The organism is Streptomyces sp. NPDC001204 (genome assembly GCF_053598035.1).
In genome coordinates this window covers 39,505-56,302 of sequence record NZ_JBSFJL010000034.1, presented here as the reverse complement: position 1 = coordinate 56,302, position 16,798 = coordinate 39,505, and the positions used below count along the sequence as shown (strand labels likewise).

13 protein-coding genes and 7 pseudogenes are annotated in these 16,798 nt (G+C 69.1%); 12 read left to right on the top strand and 8 right to left on the bottom strand.

Annotation, left to right across the window (positions count from 1 at the left end; genetic code table 11):
- Window positions 1-4: 4 nt before the first annotated feature.
- Window positions 5-172 (top strand): annotated as a pseudogene (locus ACWC91_RS33800) (IS701 family transposase); the annotation flags it as partial.
- Complete coding sequence (locus ACWC91_RS33795; RefSeq protein ID WP_450726168.1) at window positions 123-311, top strand: DUF6461 domain-containing protein; 189 nt, start codon at window positions 123-125, stop codon at window positions 309-311. The pseudogene ACWC91_RS33800 and the gene ACWC91_RS33795, both read left to right, overlap by 50 nt.
- Window positions 312-452: 141 nt before the next feature.
- Here ACWC91_RS33795 and ACWC91_RS33790 read toward each other — a convergent pair whose 3' ends face one another.
- On the bottom strand, window positions 453-1,436 hold the full coding sequence (locus ACWC91_RS33790; RefSeq protein ID WP_225080155.1) for a TIGR01777 family oxidoreductase: 984 nt from the start codon (window positions 1,434-1,436) through the stop codon (window positions 453-455).
- A 567-nt stretch (window positions 1,437-2,003) separates the two neighbouring features.
- On the opposite strand from ACWC91_RS33790, the gene ACWC91_RS33785 reads away from it, so the two are divergent.
- Both ACWC91_RS33785 and ACWC91_RS33780 read left to right on the top strand, forming a co-directional pair.
- Window positions 2,004-2,198 (top strand): DUF6000 family protein, encoded by a 195-nt coding sequence (locus tag ACWC91_RS33785; RefSeq protein WP_374114087.1) that lies wholly within the window; start codon window positions 2,004-2,006, stop codon window positions 2,196-2,198.
- A complete protein-coding gene (locus tag ACWC91_RS33780) occupies window positions 2,191-2,961 on the top strand; it encodes an MBL fold metallo-hydrolase (protein ID WP_225080156.1) in 771 nt (256 codons plus the stop codon). The genes ACWC91_RS33785 and ACWC91_RS33780 overlap by 8 nt, the downstream gene beginning before the upstream one ends.
- Here the strand turns inward: ACWC91_RS33780 and ACWC91_RS33775 are convergent.
- A pseudogene (locus tag ACWC91_RS33775) lies at window positions 2,958-3,682 on the bottom strand (IS256 family transposase); the annotation flags it as partial. The gene ACWC91_RS33780 and the pseudogene ACWC91_RS33775 overlap by 4 nt on opposite strands.
- 429 nt (window positions 3,683-4,111) lie before the next feature.
- Here ACWC91_RS33775 and ACWC91_RS33770 point away from each other — a divergent pair.
- Window positions 4,112-4,669, top strand: a complete 558-nt coding sequence (locus ACWC91_RS33770; RefSeq protein ID WP_225080157.1) for a DinB family protein — start codon at window positions 4,112-4,114, stop codon at window positions 4,667-4,669.
- A gap of 33 nt (window positions 4,670-4,702) precedes the next feature.
- On the opposite strand, the pseudogene ACWC91_RS33765 reads toward ACWC91_RS33770, so the two are convergent.
- Window positions 4,703-5,100: pseudogene (locus ACWC91_RS33765) on the bottom strand (IS5/IS1182 family transposase); the annotation flags it as partial.
- Between the two features lie 953 nt (window positions 5,101-6,053).
- Here ACWC91_RS33765 and ACWC91_RS33760 point away from each other — a divergent pair.
- Entirely contained in the window at window positions 6,054-6,887 is an 834-nt protein-coding gene (locus ACWC91_RS33760; protein WP_225080158.1) for a PIG-L family deacetylase, read from the top strand.
- A 721-nt stretch (window positions 6,888-7,608) separates the two neighbouring features.
- Here the strand turns inward: ACWC91_RS33760 and ACWC91_RS33755 are convergent.
- The 3 genes and pseudogenes from ACWC91_RS33755 to ACWC91_RS33745 form a co-directional block, all read right to left on the bottom strand.
- Entirely contained in the window at window positions 7,609-8,028 is a 420-nt protein-coding gene (locus tag ACWC91_RS33755) for a ribosomal maturation YjgA family protein (RefSeq protein WP_374114083.1), read from the bottom strand.
- 132 nt (window positions 8,029-8,160) lie between these two features.
- A pseudogene (locus ACWC91_RS33750) lies at window positions 8,161-8,512 on the bottom strand (Rid family hydrolase).
- A gap of 6 nt (window positions 8,513-8,518) precedes the next feature.
- The gene (locus ACWC91_RS33745) at window positions 8,519-8,968 is read right to left on the bottom strand and encodes a nitrilase-related carbon-nitrogen hydrolase (protein WP_450726162.1); all 450 of its coding nucleotides are present in this window, start codon (window positions 8,966-8,968) and stop codon (window positions 8,519-8,521) included.
- Between the two features lie 77 nt (window positions 8,969-9,045).
- Here ACWC91_RS33745 and ACWC91_RS33740 point away from each other — a divergent pair.
- Window positions 9,046-9,813 (top strand): annotated as a pseudogene (locus ACWC91_RS33740) (transposase).
- 6 nt (window positions 9,814-9,819) lie between these two features.
- Here ACWC91_RS33740 and ACWC91_RS33735 read toward each other — a convergent pair.
- Window positions 9,820-10,233, bottom strand: coding sequence for an organic hydroperoxide resistance protein (locus tag ACWC91_RS33735; protein WP_225080159.1), 414 nt, complete (start codon window positions 10,231-10,233; stop codon window positions 9,820-9,822).
- A 110-nt stretch (window positions 10,234-10,343) separates the two neighbouring features.
- On the opposite strand from ACWC91_RS33735, the gene ACWC91_RS33730 reads away from it, so the two are divergent.
- From ACWC91_RS33730 to ACWC91_RS33720, 3 genes and pseudogenes are all read left to right on the top strand, one after another.
- On the top strand, window positions 10,344-10,835 hold the full coding sequence (locus ACWC91_RS33730) for a MarR family winged helix-turn-helix transcriptional regulator (RefSeq protein WP_225080160.1): 492 nt from the start codon (window positions 10,344-10,346) through the stop codon (window positions 10,833-10,835).
- A gap of 179 nt (window positions 10,836-11,014) precedes the next feature.
- A pseudogene (locus ACWC91_RS33725) lies at window positions 11,015-11,173 on the top strand (transposase); the annotation flags it as partial.
- 330 nt (window positions 11,174-11,503) lie between these two features.
- Window positions 11,504-11,763: pseudogene (locus ACWC91_RS33720) on the top strand (cellulose-binding protein); the annotation flags it as partial.
- Between the two features lie 311 nt (window positions 11,764-12,074).
- On the opposite strand, the gene ACWC91_RS33715 reads toward ACWC91_RS33720, so the two are convergent.
- The gene (locus ACWC91_RS33715) at window positions 12,075-13,169 is read right to left on the bottom strand and encodes a LacI family DNA-binding transcriptional regulator (protein WP_225080161.1); all 1,095 of its coding nucleotides are present in this window, start codon (window positions 13,167-13,169) and stop codon (window positions 12,075-12,077) included.
- Window positions 13,170-13,250: 81 nt separating this feature from the next.
- Between ACWC91_RS33715 and ACWC91_RS33710 the strand changes: the two genes are divergently transcribed.
- Both ACWC91_RS33710 and ACWC91_RS33705 read left to right on the top strand, forming a co-directional pair.
- Window positions 13,251-14,546, top strand: a complete 1,296-nt coding sequence (locus ACWC91_RS33710) for an MFS transporter (RefSeq protein WP_225080162.1) — start codon at window positions 13,251-13,253, stop codon at window positions 14,544-14,546.
- 82 nt (window positions 14,547-14,628) lie between these two features.
- Window positions 14,629-16,434, top strand: coding sequence for a glycoside hydrolase family 3 protein (locus ACWC91_RS33705; protein WP_450641144.1), 1,806 nt, complete (start codon window positions 14,629-14,631; stop codon window positions 16,432-16,434).
- Window positions 16,435-16,798: the final 364 nt, after the last annotated feature.

The following is a 16,798-nucleotide window of genomic DNA, read 5'->3' as shown; positions in this document are numbered from 1 at the left end:
CCTGATGAGCCGGATCGCGGGACGGTTCGCACGGGTCGAGCCCCGGCGCAGGGTGAGGCAGTTGGTGCTCGGACTGCTGTCGGATCTGCCGCGCAAGAACTGCCGGACCATCGCCGAGTGGGCTGGGGACAAGACCCCGGACGGCATGCAGCAGCTGCTCGGCCGGGCCAGACGAGGATTCCGACGTCGACAGGAAGGCGGCGGTATTCGCGCTGGCTGATCGCCTCACAGGTGTACGGGTGCGCGAGGAACTACTGGTGGAGGCCGAGTACCGGATGGGCGAGGTGCCGGAAGAGCCCGCCGAAGAGTGAAAGAGCGTCACCATCGACATCACGGATGCAGACGGCAAGCGGACATACGTACAGCTGCGGCCCGATCAGCTCTGACACACGATGTGTCGCCAACCTGGCTGTGCACGCGGGAACGGGTTCTGGTCCACTTCTTGTGGTCGCCTACACAGCGTGGCTGGATTCACGGGCCCGCCTCGACGCCGCACGAACCAGCCTGGCCCGCTGTACGAGGGACGTAGCGGCCCTCTCCCACTCGGAATACGCGAAGGGGAACCCGGCCCCACGCAGCCGACCGGGCACCACTCGACGGCTCTTGAGCAGCAGTTCCGTGTCCGAGCGCAGCGCGAAAGCCCCCAGCTCGGCCATCCAGCGCGTCGCCGGCAGCCCCACCGGGATGCCCCAGGCCCTGCGCAGCACCCGCATGAAGTCGCGGTGCGGGAGGGGGCCGGGCGAGGCGAGGTTCACCGGCCCCTCGAGGTCGTCCCGGGAGATCAGGAACTCCACCGCTCGCACGAAGTCCTCGTCATGGATCCAGGAGACGTACTGCGCGCCGCCGGCCACCGGCCCGCCCAGGCCGAGTCGCGTCAGCCGCGACAGTACGTCGAACACACCGCCCCGATCCGGGCTCATGATCATCGCCGAGCGCAGCGCCACCTTGCGGGTCGCGGGAGTCGGGGCCTCGGCCTGCGCCCGCTCCCAGTTCTCCGCGATCTCGACGCTGTACGCCCAGTAGTCCGGCACTCCGGCCTCCGAGCCTCCGATCACCCCGGTCGTCTCGTCGTGTGCCGCGTCGAAGCGGTGGGCGTAGACCGTCGCCGTACTCATCTGCAGCCAGACGCGCGGTGGCCGGGCGGCGGCGGCGATCGCCTCGCCGACCACGCGCGCCGAATTCACCCGGGAGTCCATCATGGCTTGCAGGTTCTCGGCGGTGTAACGGCAGGAGACGCTGCGCCCAGCCAGGTTGATCACGGCATCGCAGCCGTCGATCGCCGCGGCCCAGCGGCCGAGCGTAGCCCCGTCCCATCCGATGTCGTGCGCCCGCACGGGACGCCGGGTAACTACCGTGACCTCGTGGCCGGCCGCCGTCAGTGCACGGTCGAGAATCGTGCCCACCTGTCCGGTTCCCCCGGGCAGCACTACCTTCATCGAACCCCCTCGGCTCCGCTCGGCATCAGCGTAGCCCTTATTTTTGAACGCGTTCAACACGGGAGTCCGGTGTACGTCAGGGCGAGGCGGCAGACACGGGCGGGCGCCGTCGATCGCCCAGCCGCCAGTTCGGCACGCAGGACATCGAGGGCTTCCTCGAGCCGCGGACCTTCGTGCGGGCATGTCTGGCCAATGCCAAGACCGGCGAGCAGCAGACGGCCGGGGTGTGACCCCTGGCCGCGGTGGAAAAGGTGGTGTCCGAGTACGGGCACCGTTTCCAAGCGTTGGTGCAGCCCTCACTCCAGCGGTCGTCCAGGTAGGGCTTGAAGTCATCGAGGACCGAGGGCAGGTTCCGCCACTGCCCCGTGAACAACTCCTCCGGCGTCACAGCGTCGGCGAACTGCTTGACCGTGCGCCAGGACATCCCGAGCTGCCGCTGAACCGAACGTTCGATGCCCCATGAGAGGCTCGATCGTCACTCAGAGGGGCCGCTGCACGGAAGTTGTGCCAGAACCATCACTCGTGGACGGAGCCATTTCTGCGCATGCGAAGTCCTGAGTACGAACGATTTGTGCGAGATCTCGGCGAAGACGCGGGACTCATCACCGCGCAAGAGATCGCCACCTCCTTGAGGGCGGCTGGCGGGAGCGGAGGACCGCCGCATGGCTCGTGGCCGTCTCCGAGTTCCGTGAGCGCCTCGGGAGAACTCGAGTAATCGTCAAGACTTGTGGATCGTGTGTTCTAGGATCTGGGGATGAGTGACGAGCTTCTTCGCCTCACGGTCCTGGGCTGCGCCACGCCCTACCCGAGCGAGGACAATCCGTGCTCCGGCTATCTGGCGTCGAGCGGGGACACCCGCATCTGGGTGGACGCGGGCACCGGGACGCTCGGCCCACTCCAGCGGCATGTGCGGCTGGATGAGCTCGATGCGATCTGGATCTCGCATCTGCACGCCGATCACAGCGCGGACCTGCTCACCGCGTACTACGGCGCCCTGTACGCGGATATCCACCTCGCAGCGCCGATCCCTCTCTACGGTCCGCCTGGAATTGCCGACCGACTGGCCGGCTTTCTCACCAACACTCCAGCCCGCAGCCCGATCGAATCCGCCTTCGCCGTTACCGAGTTGCACGACGGGCACCAGACGGCCGTTGGCTCGCTCCGGCTGACCAGCCGGGCGGTGTCCCACGGCATTCCGGCCTTCGCCGTGCGCATCGAGGCGGCAGGCAGGTCACTGGTGTACTCCGGGGACACAGCACCGTGCCCGAGCCTCACGGAGCTGGCCGAGGAATGCGACGTGCTGTTGTGCGAAGCCGAGAGTGCACAGGCACCGGTCGAGGGCGAGCAGGTGCACCACACTCCCGAGGACACGGGCGACACAGCCAGCACGGCTGGGGCGGGCCGACTGATCGTCACGCACGTCGGCCGCTTCCTCACACCGCAGCAAGCGGTGGCGCGTGCCTCGGCGCGGTTCGGCGGTTCCGTCGACTACGCCGCCCCCGGCGCCACCTTCTCGATCGGCTAGGCCGCGGCTGCCTCGCAGCGTTCGACGAGGCAGCCGCGTTCGAAGCGGGCTCCGGCGCGGACGAGTGCAACGAGGTGGGGTGTATTCACGGCCTGTCAGCGGGCCTGAGCGGACTCGACGAGCTTGAATACCATCGCGAGGGCGGCGGTGCGGGAGCCGGCCCCGCGGGTGACCTTGGTCCGAAGCCGGACGGTGGAGAAGGCCGACTCAATGGGGTTCGTGGTGCGCAGGTGGATCCAGTGCTCGGCCGGGAAGTCGTGGAACGCCGGCAACTGCTCCTGATCATCGGTGATCTTCTTGACCGCCTTGGGGAACTTCGCGCCGTAAAGCTGGGCGAACGTGCTGATCGCCGCCTCGGCACGGTCGCGGTCCTCGGCGTTGTGGATGTCCTGGATGGCCTTCTTCGCGCCCGGCTGCGCAGACTTCGGCAGGGAGTCGAGGAGATTAGCGGGTTTGTGAACCCAGCACCTGCGCTCGCGGGTTTCGGGGAACACCTCGGCCAGCGCCCTCCAAAAGCCCAGGGCGCCGTCCCCGACCGCGAGCACCGGGGCGCGCAGCCCCGGCGGGCGCAGTCCCGCAGCAGGTCAGCCCGTGTTTCACCCGACTCGCAATAGCCGTCCCCGAGGGCGACCAGTTCCATGGAGCCGTCGGCGCGGACCCCGATGAGCACCAGAACGCAGGCTTTGGCCTCCTCCAGTGGGACGTTGAGGTGGATGTCGTCGGCGGCGGCAGCACACCTCGTGGCGGGACCGTGTGACGCGGTCATGGAGGGTGCCCAAGCACCCGGACGGCCCCAGCCGGAGCCCGAGCACACGCGCCCGAGCGGTCTGCCCACTGAAGAAATCAATCACCCCGGGTGACAGCCGGCCTGCTCATATGACAACTGTCCTGCCTCGGCTCAGTCGGCAAGGAAGACTCGGCTGCGGTCTTGTCGCGGTCCTCGTACTCCGGAACACCCCGCGTCGGCGCGGAGGACGACCGCGCGAGCAACGGCAGTGCAAGGTGCGTCCGGCCTGCGGCGGTGCGGATGCCGAGAGTTGGCCGCTGCGATCTGCCCTTCGTCCATCCCTGCTTTAGGACAGAATCTGACCGCTATGGCTCATAGCGTGGTCCTTGACCGACGGAACAAGAGTACCGAAAGGCGAAGACCATGACCGTCAACGACCTGACCACCCGCGACCTGGCCGGGGCCCCGGCCGTCACCGGTGAGCGCGCCGAATTGCTGGAGGTGCTGGCCAAGCACCGCCATTTCCTGCGCTTCACCACCCGTGACCTCACCGACGAGCAGGCCGGGCAGCGGACCACCGCCAGCGAGCTTTGCCTGGGCGGCCTGATCAAGCACGTCACCGCGGTCGAGCGGAACTGGGTCGACTTCATCCTGAACGGCCCCTCGGCGATGGGGGACTTCACAGCCATGACCGAGGCCGACTGGGCCCGGCGGGCCGACGAGTTCCGGCTGCTGCCCGGTGAGACGCTGACTGGTGCATTGGCCGACTACGCTGAGGTGGCCCGCCGGACCGACGACCTGGTCGCCACTCTGCCCGACCTGGAGGTTACGCGGCCGCTGCCGAAAGCCCCGTGGTTCGAGCCCGGCGCGCAGTGGTCGGCCCGCCGGGTGCTGATGCACATCATCGCCGAGACCGCTCAGCACGCCGGCCACGCCGACATCATCCGCGAATCCCTGGACGGCGCCAAAAGCATGGGCTGACCGGCGGCGCGGTCAAGGGGTGCGCGGCGGTTGTCAGCGGAGCCACAGTCGGATCGCGGCGACGGTGACCGGCCCGTGGAAGACATACGCTCTCTTGGCGCACCACGTCGCTACGGCCCGGAAGTCCTTGAGTGCGTTGACGGTCCGCTCGACTTCGTTCCTGCGGGCATAGCGTGCCCGGTCGAAACCAGCGGGCCACCCGCCTCGGCCACCGAGCCGTCGGTGGTTGGCCCGCTGGTCCCGGCGCTCGGGAATCGTGTGCCGGATTTGCCGTCGCCGCAGGTACTGCCGGTTCCGGCGTGAGCTGGTCCCCTTGTCGGCGCACAGGTGATCCGGACGCGTCCGCGGATGCCCGCCCGGCCGGGCCGCGGGACACGGATGCACTCCAGGACCGGGATCAACTGCCGGTCATCACCCCACTGACCAGGCGCGACCATGATGGCCTGCGCGCGGCAACTGCCATCAAGGGGGCGGCAGACGAGCCCGATCCGTGCGCGGCGCTGCGGATCGGGTCCATGGAGCCCAGGCGGCCGTGCCAAAGCCGGCAGCGGCCAGATCCAGTTCGCGTAGCGGGGTGAAGTCGACGCCGGGCTTCGAGGCGTAGGCCTCGAACCGGATGCCGAACTCGTGCCTGCTGTACTCGCCGAACCGGTTGATGTGCTCGGTCAGGTAGGGCGAGATGCGGCCCAGGTCCTCCGCGGCGATCTCCCAACCCGCCTCACAGCAGCATCCGAACGATCAGACCAGTCCTCCAGATGGACCCCCGTCAGCGGCGGCGCCTCATCGGAACATCCAGAATGAGGTACGCCACAAGGACGCCCTGGTGCGCACCGACCAGCCACCGGTCTGCCCCACACAGCCGGGCCGCGGCCCAGCAATGCCCCGCCTCGCAACGGCCGCCCGTGTTCCTGGCACAGAGCGCACCGCTGTACGGGGTCGTCAGCACCCCCTGCCCATGGGGCGACCGCGGACTCCAGCCCTACCCGCCACCGACACCCCACTCCCCTACGGGCATCCGGGCCTGCGGCCGGCGAACCTGGACCTCGGCTGCGTCCAGGCGGAGTTCGATTCCCTCGGTATGGGCGTAGGCGAAGCCCAGGTCGAGCTTACTGCCGTCGACGACGCACGGCAGTGCACAGGCGCCAGCGCCAAGGCGCAGGAGTGTTCCCTTGCGTGGCGGGAACAACCGATCCGGCCAGCGCTGTTGCACCAGCCGAGGGACCGGCGCCGCGCGGGCAGGGAACAGAGAGGCCAAAAGATCGTCCGGCCGACGTGATCCGGGGGGCTCCCGGGTCCGCGGTACGCCTGGTCACCCGATATCGGGGCGACCTCTCATATGTCTGCCGCAGACTCGGACCGCGGCCTTTTCACACAGGAGGACTTCATGAATGACCGGCCCTTGACGCTCATGGCGGTGCACGCCCACCCCGACGATGAGGCCACTGGCACGGGAGGTGTCCTCGCACGGTACGCGGCGGAGGGCATCCGCACGGTCCTCGTGACATGCACCGACGGCAGTTGCGGTGACGGACCGGGGGGTGCCAAGCCGGACGACCCCGGGCACGATCCGGCAGCCGTCGCCTTGATGCGGCGCCAAGAGCTCGAGGCGAGCTGCAACATCCTGAAGGTCAGTCATCTGGAAACCCTGGGCTACGCCGACTCCGGGATGATGGGCTGGTCGACCAACGACGCCCCCGGATCCTTCTGGCAGACGCCAGTGGAGGAGGGCGCTGCCCGACTCGCCGAGCTCTTGCGCCGCTACCAACCCGATGTGGTCGTCACCTACGACGAGAACGGCTTCTACGGCCACCCCGACCACATTCAGGCAAACCGCATCACGATGACGGCGCTGGCGATGACCATGGCGACACCGAAGGTGTACTGGACGACGGCGCCCCGCTCGATGATGCAGCGGTTCGGGGAGGCCATGCGCGAGTTCGGTGCGGACTGGCAGGAGCCGGATCCCGCCGAGGCCGCCGCGATGGCCGAGATCGGACTCCCCGACGAGGAGATCACCACCTGGGTGGACACCACCGCGTTCGGCGGTCAGAAGTTCGATGCGCTGGCCGCGCACGCCAGCCAGGGCGAGAACATCTTCTTCCTCAAAATGGGCCAGAAAAGGTTCACCGAATTGATGGGCGTCGAGACCTTCGTGCGTGTCCGGGACACCACCGGCGCGGCCGTGCCCGAGAACGACCTCTTCGCCGGCCTGCGCTGATCCGCCCGCCTTCCCGCGGCCTGAGAAAGCTCATGGCCCGTACGGCTCGATCGAGCGTGCTCGCACACCCGGAGGCTTGTTCACGTGGGTTCCGCTCCGGCGGCGCCTGATCATCAGGGTGGCCCTGCTCAATAGCGTGGCGGTTATGAGGACGCCAGTCCCCACCTGAGCAGGGCCGTTGAGCGAGGAACGTTCGACAGGGCTGGGCAGGGATCAACCTGAGGCAGTCGCCGGCTTCGGCGTCACACCAGCGAGAGCCAGGGCGTGGGCCAGGCGTGCTCAAGGTGCCTGAGCCTCACACTCGCTCTCGCTGGGAAGTTTCAAAGATCCGGCCTCAGACGGGGGCCCGACACTAGAGCGGGTCGGCCCCTGTGCCCAGACGTCGGCGGCCTGGCGACCGCGTCACCACCTGGCCCTCATTCCCGGAGGCAGGAGACTCGGTGGCAGCCCGTTCCGCAGCCGTACGGCCTCGCTCGCGGCTGTCGCCAATGGGCGACAGCTCCGGCTCGGCGGCGGGTCGGGGACCGGTGCCCAAGGGGCGGCGGGGGGTGATCACCGCCCGAGTCTCCCAGTTCACCGGACGGTCCAGCACGACGGACTCAGCCGCACCGCGGCAGCATGGACGCCTGGCCGTCCGTGTTCACGGTCACGGGGGCGGTCTCGCTCGCCTCCTGAGCTGTGGCCGATCGGCGGAGCCTCCGGGGTCAGCCACCAGCAAGCTCTACGCCTCCCTCCTCACCGCGGTGAGGACGAGCCAGCCCGCTGCCGCGCCGACCGCGTACCAGAGCAGGTCGGGCGCGTTGAAGGTGGAACCGAGTACGAGGCGGGCGACGGCACTGCGCTGGGAGAGCTCCGCCGGCACCTCGCTGAGCTGCAGGAACTCGATCCCCCAACTGACGGCCAACGCGCTTGCGGCGGCCGTCAGGGGCGTCACCCGGGGCGCCACCAGAACGACGAGGGTGACAAGCAGGACGGTGTACAGCGCGTCTCCGCCGTACTTGCCCGTGCTCCCCGCCGTCACGGCCCTGAGTCCCAGCCCCGCGGCGACGGTCAGCACCGCGGCCGCGGCCGCCGCCAGGCGGATCCGTACCGCGGCGGCGGCGCCTGCGGCGCGGTCCTGGGTTCCGGGCAGTGAGGGCACAGGGCCATACTGCCGGATGCCCCGTGCTCGAAGCAGCTGCTCTCCCTCGGCCACGGCTGGCGGTGCGCGGTCTCGTCGCGCGCCCGCGGTGGCGATCGCATGGAGACGAGGCTGGAAGACATGCCTCAAGAGTCAGCCGCGCAGTGCAGTTGCTTCGACTTCTACGAGCACATCCGGCTCGAAGAAGTACTCGACACCGATCAGGGAGGCCGGCGGCATGGGAGTTGGAGCCCGATCTCGTCAGCGACGGCCTTCACACCGGCCATGAAGTCGCCGATTTTCTCCGGGCTCCATTGGGTCACGTAGAACGTCAGGCGCAGCACGTCCGTGAACGACGCGCCCGCGCCTGCCAGCCCGACGGAGGTGTTGCGCAGTGCCTGGGCAACCTGCCCGGCCAGGTCGCCGGGTGCGACCGGAGTCCCATCGGCCCGGCGTGCGACCTGCCCGCTGACGTGGATGAGTGCGCGCCGGCGCCGACGGCCACGCGGTGCTACGGAGCCGGTTGCAGCATGCCTTCCGGCATGAAAACTGCCCGCGCAATCTCATCGGGAGCGGAGCTCGCCTCCGCAACCAGTTCCCCGTCTGCGGACCAGATGCCCGAGCGGCCGGACGTGCGGTCGAAACCGCCACCGGTCGGACCCGCGAAGGCGGCCGTGGCGACCCACGCCCCGTGGTCGGCTGCGACCCTGCGGGCGCGCTCGCCGTGGACCTCAGCCTCATGATCGGCGTGGACAACCCCAGCCACATACCCATCGATGCCCAGGGCTGCCGTCCTCGCGGCATGTTCGGGGATACCCGTGTCGCGGCAGACGGCCAGCCCCAGCCGACTTGCTCTGCTCTTCCGCAATGGCGAGCCCCCACCCGGGGCAGCCGCCGCGGTCGCCCGAGCGACCGCGGCCGGCAGCCACGCCGAGGAACTGGAGCGGTGGACCGAACTCACTCTCGCGAGACCAACCACCCGTCAGCAGTGATCCTGCCGAGACCGAACAGGCGGCTTGTCCGCTCGTTGGTCTGGTCGTGGGGAAAAGACGGTCGCGGTCGTGGATCGTGTCGGATGAACTGCGTGCGCTGATCGAACCGTTGCTGCCCAAGCCAGGGCCGAAAACGGTCGAGGGGCGGCCGCGGGTGCCGGACCGGCAGCCCCTGTGCGGGATTCTGTTCGTGCTGCATACCGGGATCCGGCGGGAGTACCTGCCGCAGGAACTGGTCTTCGGCTCGGGTGTGACCTGCTGGCGCGCCGCCTGGCCGCTTGGAATGAGACCGGCCAGCTGGACTGAGTGAGGGGGATCGTCTCCTCCCCCGTGCGGGCGGCCCGGCGGTGCCCAAAAACGGTCGCAGCGCGGTCGACAGCGCACGTCCGGGCAGCAAGCCTGACGTCCTTGTCGACGGGCAGGGTATCCCGCTCGCGGTGTTGCTGACCGGCGGCAACCGTAACGACGTCACCCCGGCCGCTGCCCATGCTCGACAAGCTCCTGTCCGTCGCCCGGTGCCGTCGGCCCGCCACGTCGGCTGCCGGACGCCCTGCTCGCCGACCGCGGCTACGACCACGGCAAGTTCCGGCGCCTGCTCCGGCAGCGCGACATTCGCCCGGTGATCGCCGAACGGGGTCAGCCCCACGGTTGCGGCCTGGGCATCTTCCGCTGGGTCGTCGAACGCGCCATCTCCTGGCTCCACGGCTTGCGCCGCTTACGCATCCGCTGGGAAAGACGCGACGACATCCACGAGGTCTTCCTCGGCCCCGCCACCTGCCTGACCACCCACCGACACGTCCAACGCCCTTGTTAGGACCTCCTACTCGACGACGAGGTCCACCGGGATGTTGCCGCGGGTGGCGTTGGAGTACGGGCAGACCTGGTGGGCCTGCTCGACCAGCTTGCGGCCGGTGGCCTTGTCGATGCTGTCGGGCAGTTCGATGCGGAGGGTGACAGCGAGCGCGAAACCCTCGCCCTGCTTGCCGATGCCGACCTCACCGGTGACCGCGGCGTCACTGACATCCACCTTCGCCTGACGGCCGACCACGCCGAGGGCGCTGGCAAAGCAGGCGGCGTACCCCGCGGCGAACAGTTGCTCGGGGTTGGTGCCCTGCCCGCTGCCGCCCATCTCCACGGGGACGGCCAGTTGCAGGTCGAGCTTGCCGTCGGAGCTGACGGCGCGGCCGTCCCGGCCGTGAGTGGCGGTGGCGACGGCGGTGTAGAGCGTATCCATGGCGGATCAAGACCTCTCGAAGCGAGACGAGTATCGGTTGCGCACACAAGTAGAGCACACAATTGAGTTGTGCACAATCAAATGGCGCGGTGTCCGGCTATCCTGGCCGTATGACTACCGAGGTTCCGCCCAGCGCCCCGCCGGACGAGGAGTGGCTGCGTCTGGACCGCCAGATCTGCTTCTCGCTGCATGCCGCCTCGCGTGCCTTCAACGGCGTCTACCGCGTGGTCCTCAAGGAGCTCGGGCTCACCTACCCGCAATATCTGGTGATGCTGGTGCTCTGGGAGCATGGCGACACGCCCGTGAAGCGGCTCGGGGAGCATCTGCGGCTGGACTCCGGCACCCTGTCCCCACTGCTCAAGCGGCTGGAGGCGGCCGGTCTGGTGCATCGGGAGCGCAGCGCGCGTGACGAGCGGTCGGTCGAGGTGCGGCTCACCGAGGAGGGCGCGGCGCTGCGCGAGCGCGCACTCCAGGTGCCGCACCGGATCGGCGCGGCGACCGGCTTCACCCTCGACGAGATCCGCGAGCTGCGCGCCCGCCTCGACCGGCTGACCATGGCGCTTGACGCGGCGGCCCTGGAGGAGGCTCCCGACTGCGGGTGACAGCTGCCGGACATGGGAGGGGCGCGGTGTGAGGCCGGCGCCTGAGCCGTACGGACGTTGCGCGCGACGAGTCCCCCCGTTACAGGTTTTCGTGGCTACGCACTGGGCCTCCGGCCTTCGGGGCCGGCATGAGTTCCCCCTCCTGTTGTCGATGATCCGGGGAGGCACCGGATCCGGCCCTGCCCTCGATGCCAGGAGTCGGCGTCAGGACCGGAGCACGCATCCAGATCGAGGTCGGCGACGGCAGAACCTTCCCGACCTCCGGCCACCTCGCCGCCCACGACGGCCTTGCCCCAGCGACCCGGAGCTCGGGCTCATCGATCCGCGGCGAACAGCCTCCCGGAGAGGAAAGAAGACGCGGGCCGCAGCGGTAGGGCGATGCGGCCTGGCGTGGTGACATGTCGGGCTGCTCGGTTGCCGGGGCAGCGAGTTCGGTGGCCAACGGCTCGTCCGGTTGTCGAGCCACCCGTATCAGCCGCCGGCGAAGCCGGCCCGGCACGTGCCGGGATCGACTGCCCGAACGGGTGCGTCTGCATCCAGCCCGCCGTCAACTTCGGCGGCCAGCCGTGGGTACGGCGTGCCGTGGACGGTGGTGTGAAGGACCTTGCCCTTGCCGAATACCTCATCCATGCAGGTGGGAGCGGGATTGGGTGTAGGCCATGGTTGCCCGAGTCGGCGCTGTCCGCGGTCGGTGGTGGTCGCGCCATGACGCCGCCACCCTGCCCGCGAAGGCCCGGCGGGCGTGGCGCAGAGCAGGCCGCTGCCGACCGGGACCTGGCAGCGCCTGCGCTTCGCGATCGACACGACGGCGCCCAAGCTCGACACCTGGCTCGGCGACGAACAGATCCCGGTCCTGCACGCGGACGGCGTCCCCACCCAGGACATCGACCAGCAGTGGCTTGCCCGCACCACCTCGACCCCGCCCACGATCCAGGTGGCGGACTACGAGTTGGCACTGGAGATAGCGGTCGAGAACGTCGTCCACTGCGAGGAACGCGACGACGTGCTGCCTCCGATAGGACGTGGACTCAGGCTCGCTCGGCCTCGTCACGGCACAGTTGTCCACTGAGTGCTCCAGCCCGACTCCGTCGGCGAGGAGGTCCGCTACGGGCCGTGCCGGCTGCCTCTGACCTGGCCTGGGGGTAGGTCACTTGCCGGCGGTCGAAGTCGATGCGGAGGCCGTCCCGGCAGAAGCCCTCGTTCGGCCGTCGAGCATGGTCACCAAGGTCTGCGCTGCGGTCAGCCGGCGGATTTCCTGAGGATGAGTGTTCCGGGCAGGTACCAGCGTTCCGCTGGGATGTGTTCACCCTGGATCTGGCGAAGCAGCAGATCCACTGCTGTCTCACCCATGGCGTCGTACGGCTGGCGCACTGTGGTCAGTGGGGGATCGAGCAGCGGGGCCGAGGTGTCGTCGTCGAAGCTCACGACTGCCACGTCGTCCGGGACGCGGCGTCCGGCGGACCGGAGTGTGCGCAGGGCCGGAGCCGCCATGAAGTCGCCCACGGTGAACAGCGCGTCACACTCCGGCCCCTCGGCGAGGAATTCCTCCAGCTCCGGGATCCGCGCAGGTGGTGTCATCGCTTCATGGGTGATCACGAGCCGGCTGTCGGCACGGATGCCCGCCTCCGCGAGGGCGTCGAGATAGCCCTGATGCCGGTCCCGCGCGAAGCCCACGTCCGGAGAGATGGTCAGGTGGGCGATGCGGCGCCGGCCGAGCGCGAGAAGATGGCCGACGGCGGCGCGCGCGCCGTCCCGGTTGTCGCAGGACACCGTGGGCACCGGATTGTCGGGAGCGACATCGTCCACGGCGACGACCGGCAGGCCCAGACGTGCCGCCTGCTCCTGCACGGAGGAGTGCAGGGCGGGGCCGAACAGGATGAGTCCTTCGGACGGGAGATCGGCCAGGTCCGCGATCGCGGTCGCAGTCGGCGAGTTGCCGTTGCCTTGCGCGGTGGACGCCAGGTCCAGCGGGACGACGTGCAGCAGCACGCGGTAGCCGCGCTCACCGGCGGCGCGGGACACGCTGCGCACGCCTGCCTCGTACCAACTCCATGAGGAGTCCGGGAGGATCACGCTGAGAGCGCGGCTCCGGCCGGTGCGCAAGGCGCGCGCCGTGGCAGACGCCCGGTATCCCAGGCGGGCCGCGACCTCGCGTACGTGTTCGCGGGTCTCGGAGCTCACGTCGCGATGGTCGTCCGAGGAGAGGGCGCGCGACGCGGTGGCCCGGCCGACCCCTGCCTCGCGGGCCACGTCGGCCAGTGTCACCCGTCGCACCATCGCGTCCTGCCTGCCCGATTCATAGCCCTTGACCTCGACCGGTCTGAAGCCTAGCATTCCGGAATCGATTCCGGAATCGATTCCGGAAGGTATGCGCGATCCTGGATATCGGCGCCCAGCTCAACGAGGAGCCCCTGCATGACCCCCACGGCCCCTGCCGGCCCCGCAGCGCCGGGTGCTGCCGAGACCGCAAGACGATCCGACGACGACCGCACCCCCGCCGGCCCGCTTTTCGTCGTGCTCTACACACTGGCGATCTTCGGCGTGTGGATGGCGATCAACCTGCCCGCTACAGTGACCGTGGCCCTGCGCGTCTCCGTCCTCGACCCGGAGAACCAGACCACGTCCTACTCGATCATCGCGGGCGTCGGCGCGCTGGTCGCGGTCGTCGCCAACCCGGTCTTCGGCCGCCTCAGCGACCGCACCCGCAGCCGCTGGGGGCGGCGACGCCCCTGGATCGTCGTGGGCCTACTCGGTACCACCGCCGGAGCAGCACTCATCGCCTTCACCAGCTCCCTCACCTTGCTGGTGGCCGGCTGGATGATCATGCAGTGCTTCGTCAACGCCGCAGTGGCGGGCATGCTGGCGATCGTCGCGGACCGCTTCCCGGAGCGACAGCACGGCCTGCTCGGCTCGATCTCCGGCGCCACCGTGACGGCCTCGGTCATGGTCGGCACCTACTTCATCGACCTGTTCCCCACCCAGATCCTGCCGCAGATCGGGCTGCCCGTGGCGCTGGCACTGGTGACCTGTGCCCTGCTGCTGCCCGTGATGAAAGAGGACGACACCCGAGCAGAACAGCCCCAGCCCTTCGGCCTGAAAGACCTGCTCGGCAGCTTCGCCATCAACCCGCGCAAGTCCCCCGACTTCGCGTGGTTCCTGGTGGCGCTCTTCCTGATGAGCATCAGCACCGTGGGCCTGAGCACCTACCACGTCTACTACATGCAGAACCAGCTCGGGATCCCGGCGGGCAGACTGCCGCACATCCTGGTGATCTGGTCCCTGCTCAACGGCCTCGCATCCCTGGTCGGAGCGCCCCTGGGCGGCTGGCTCACAGACCGCCTCAACCGCCGCAAGCCCGTCTTCGCCGCCTCGGCTGTGATCGGCGCGGTGTCGGTGGTCATCATCGTCATCTCCCACTCCATCAACGTCTTCCTGATCGGCTCCACCGTCGAGGGACTGAGCTACGGCATCTTGATGGGGATGTACTTCGCCTTCGCCACCGCGACCATGAACGACAAGAGCACCATCGCCCGCGACCTCGGCGTCACCAACATCGCGGTCACCCTGCCGTTCTCACTCGTTCCCTTCCTCGCCCCGTTCGTGCTGCGGATCGGCGGCCACGGCGACAATTACCCGCTGCTGTTCATCCTCGGCGGCGCAGTCGGCCTGCTGTCGCTGCCCTTCCTGCTGAAGATCCGCGCTACCCGCTGACCCCGGCGCCCCCTCGCGCTCCCGGCCGGGCAACACCTGACAGTTGCCCGGCCGGGATCCAACTCGCCAAAGGACCCCGTACATGAGCACCACCGTGCGCCCGCGCTACTTCGACCCCGCGCTCAGTGCCGAGGAACGCACCGAAGACCTGCTGGGCAGGATGACGCTGGAGGAGAAGGCCGGACAACTGTTCCACCCGGCCACGGTCATGAACGACGACGGGACGCTGCTGGCCGAGCCGAACGAGGACTACGCCGCGCCGACCCAGCAGGACGTGGTCGCAGACCGCCACATCACGCACCTCCACCTGATGAACGGCGAGGACCCGTACGCCATCGCCGGGTTCCACAACCTGGTCCAGGAGCTCGCGGAGTCGACCCGGCTGGGCATCCCCATCACCCTCTCCACCGACCCCCGCCACGGCTTCTTCTCCAGCCCGACCACCGGACAGACGATCGACGCCCTCTCGCGTTGGCCCGAGCACCCAGGCATGGCCGCGCTGCCCGACGCCGAGCGCCGAGTCGCCGAGTACGCCGACATCGTCCGTCGTGAATACCTCGCCATGGGCTTCAGAGTGGCACTCGGCCCCATGGCGGACATCTTCAGCGAGCCGCGCTGGTCCCGCGGCTTCGGCACGTTCGGAGAGGACCCCGCAACGGTCGCCCGGCTCACCGCCGCATTCCTCACCGGATTGCGCGGCGGCCCCGAACTGGGACCCGACAGCGTCTCGGCGGTGGTCAAGCACTTCCCCGGCGGCGGCCCCCAGCTGAAGGGCAACGACGCACACGATCTGCGCTACCCCGAACAGGTCTATCCCGGCGACGGCCGCGCCCTGCACATCAAGCCCTTCGAGCAGGCCATCGCCGCCGGCGCCACCCAGATCATGACCTACTACGGCAAGCCGGTCGGCACCGACTGGCCCGAACTGGCCTTCGCCTTCAACAAGCCGGTGGTCCAGGGCATCCTGCGCGACAAGCTCGGCTTCGACGGCATCGTCATCACGGACTGGTACGTCATCCAGGGCACGACCCTGCACGGGATCCCCTTCGGCCCGAACAGCTACGGCCTGGAACACCTCCCGCCCCTGGAGCGGATCGCCACGGCCCTCGGCGCGGGGGTCGACCAGTTCGGCGGCGACCAGTGCCCGGAGCTCGTCGTGGAACTCGTGGAGTCCGGCCGGGTCCCGGTCGCGCGCCTCGACTCCTCCGTGCGCCGCCTCCTGCAGGAGAAGTTCCGCCTCGGCCTGTTCGAACACCGCTACGTCGACCCGGAGCGCACCCGCACGGTCGCGGGCAGCGCACCCTTCCGCTCCACGGGCCGAAAGGCACAAGCGGACTCAACGGTGCTGCTGAAGAACACCGGCAACCTGCTGCCGCTCGCCGAAGGCACCAAGGTCTACACCGAGGGGATCGCCCCGGAGGCCTTGCACGGGCGTGCCGAGGTCGTCCCCAGTCCTGCGCAGGCGGACGTCGCGGTACTGCGGCTGCACGCGCCCTGGCGCGAGGACCCCAACGGCATGACCGCCTTCTTCCACGGCGGCGACCTCGACTTCACCCCCGACCAGATCGCCCACGTGCAGGCGATCGCCGCCGAGGTGCCCACCGTGCTCCTCGTCTACCTGGAGCGCCCCGCGATCCTTCGTGAGGTCGAACTCCCGGCAACCGCCGTCGTCGCCGACTTCGGCGCCGAGGACGATGTCCTGGCCGAGATCGTCTTCGGGGACTCCACCCCCCAAGGACGCCTCCCGTTCGATCTTCCGATCTCGATGGCCGCTGTGAACGCCCATCCCGAGGACGTCCCCTTCAGTACCAAGGCCCCTCTGCACCGGCACGGCGACGGACTGGCCTACGAGACCACGCTTGCCGCGGAAGGCCGGGCCCGGCCGTAATCGCGTATGCGTGTGGGGCGGGTGCCGGCGGTCTGCCGGCACCCGCCCCCATGCGTCACGGCGGCCGACGGCTCGCAGGCAGCAATGCTGCATCCGCAGGACAAGGAGGCCTGCTGCCCCTGACCACCTGCAAGGCGCTCACCTCGGCGACGACCGGCGCGCGGACTTGAGCGCCTCTACGAGGTCTTCCGCGGACAGGCCCGCGACAGTGCCTCTCAAGCGCGGCCCCACGAGGGGGAGAACGTCTTCGCTGTCCTCATGGACGCAGCAAGGGTCTGTTCCCTCCAGCAGATCACCGAAGTGCGGGTTCGCCTCCACTTCCGCGCGATGACCGAGCTTGAGCACTGGGTATCCGACACGTCGT

What these genes read in the sequence shown, in the direction of transcription:
- ACWC91_RS33770 (WP_225080157.1), top strand. Translation starts at nt 4,112, where the DNA reads ATGACCGTCAACGACCTGACCACCCGCGACCTGGCCGGGGCCCCGGCC.
- ACWC91_RS33730 (WP_225080160.1), top strand. Translation starts at nt 10,344, where the DNA reads ATGACTACCGAGGTTCCGCCCAGCGCCCCGCCGGACGAGGAGTGGCTG.
- ACWC91_RS33735 (WP_225080159.1), bottom strand. Translation starts at nt 10,233, where the DNA reads ATGGATACGCTCTACACCGCCGTCGCCACCGCCACTCACGGCCGGGAC.
- ACWC91_RS33780 (WP_225080156.1), top strand. Translation starts at nt 2,191, where the DNA reads ATGAGTGACGAGCTTCTTCGCCTCACGGTCCTGGGCTGCGCCACGCCC.
- ACWC91_RS33790 (WP_225080155.1), bottom strand. Translation starts at nt 1,436, where the DNA reads ATGAAGGTAGTGCTGCCCGGGGGAACCGGACAGGTGGGCACGATTCTC.
- ACWC91_RS33715 (WP_225080161.1), bottom strand. Translation starts at nt 13,169, where the DNA reads ATGCTAGGCTTCAGACCGGTCGAGGTCAAGGGCTATGAATCGGGCAGG.
- ACWC91_RS33710 (WP_225080162.1), top strand. Translation starts at nt 13,251, where the DNA reads ATGACCCCCACGGCCCCTGCCGGCCCCGCAGCGCCGGGTGCTGCCGAG.
- ACWC91_RS33705 (WP_450641144.1), top strand. Translation starts at nt 14,629, where the DNA reads ATGAGCACCACCGTGCGCCCGCGCTACTTCGACCCCGCGCTCAGTGCC.
- ACWC91_RS33760 (WP_225080158.1), top strand. Translation starts at nt 6,054, where the DNA reads ATGAATGACCGGCCCTTGACGCTCATGGCGGTGCACGCCCACCCCGAC.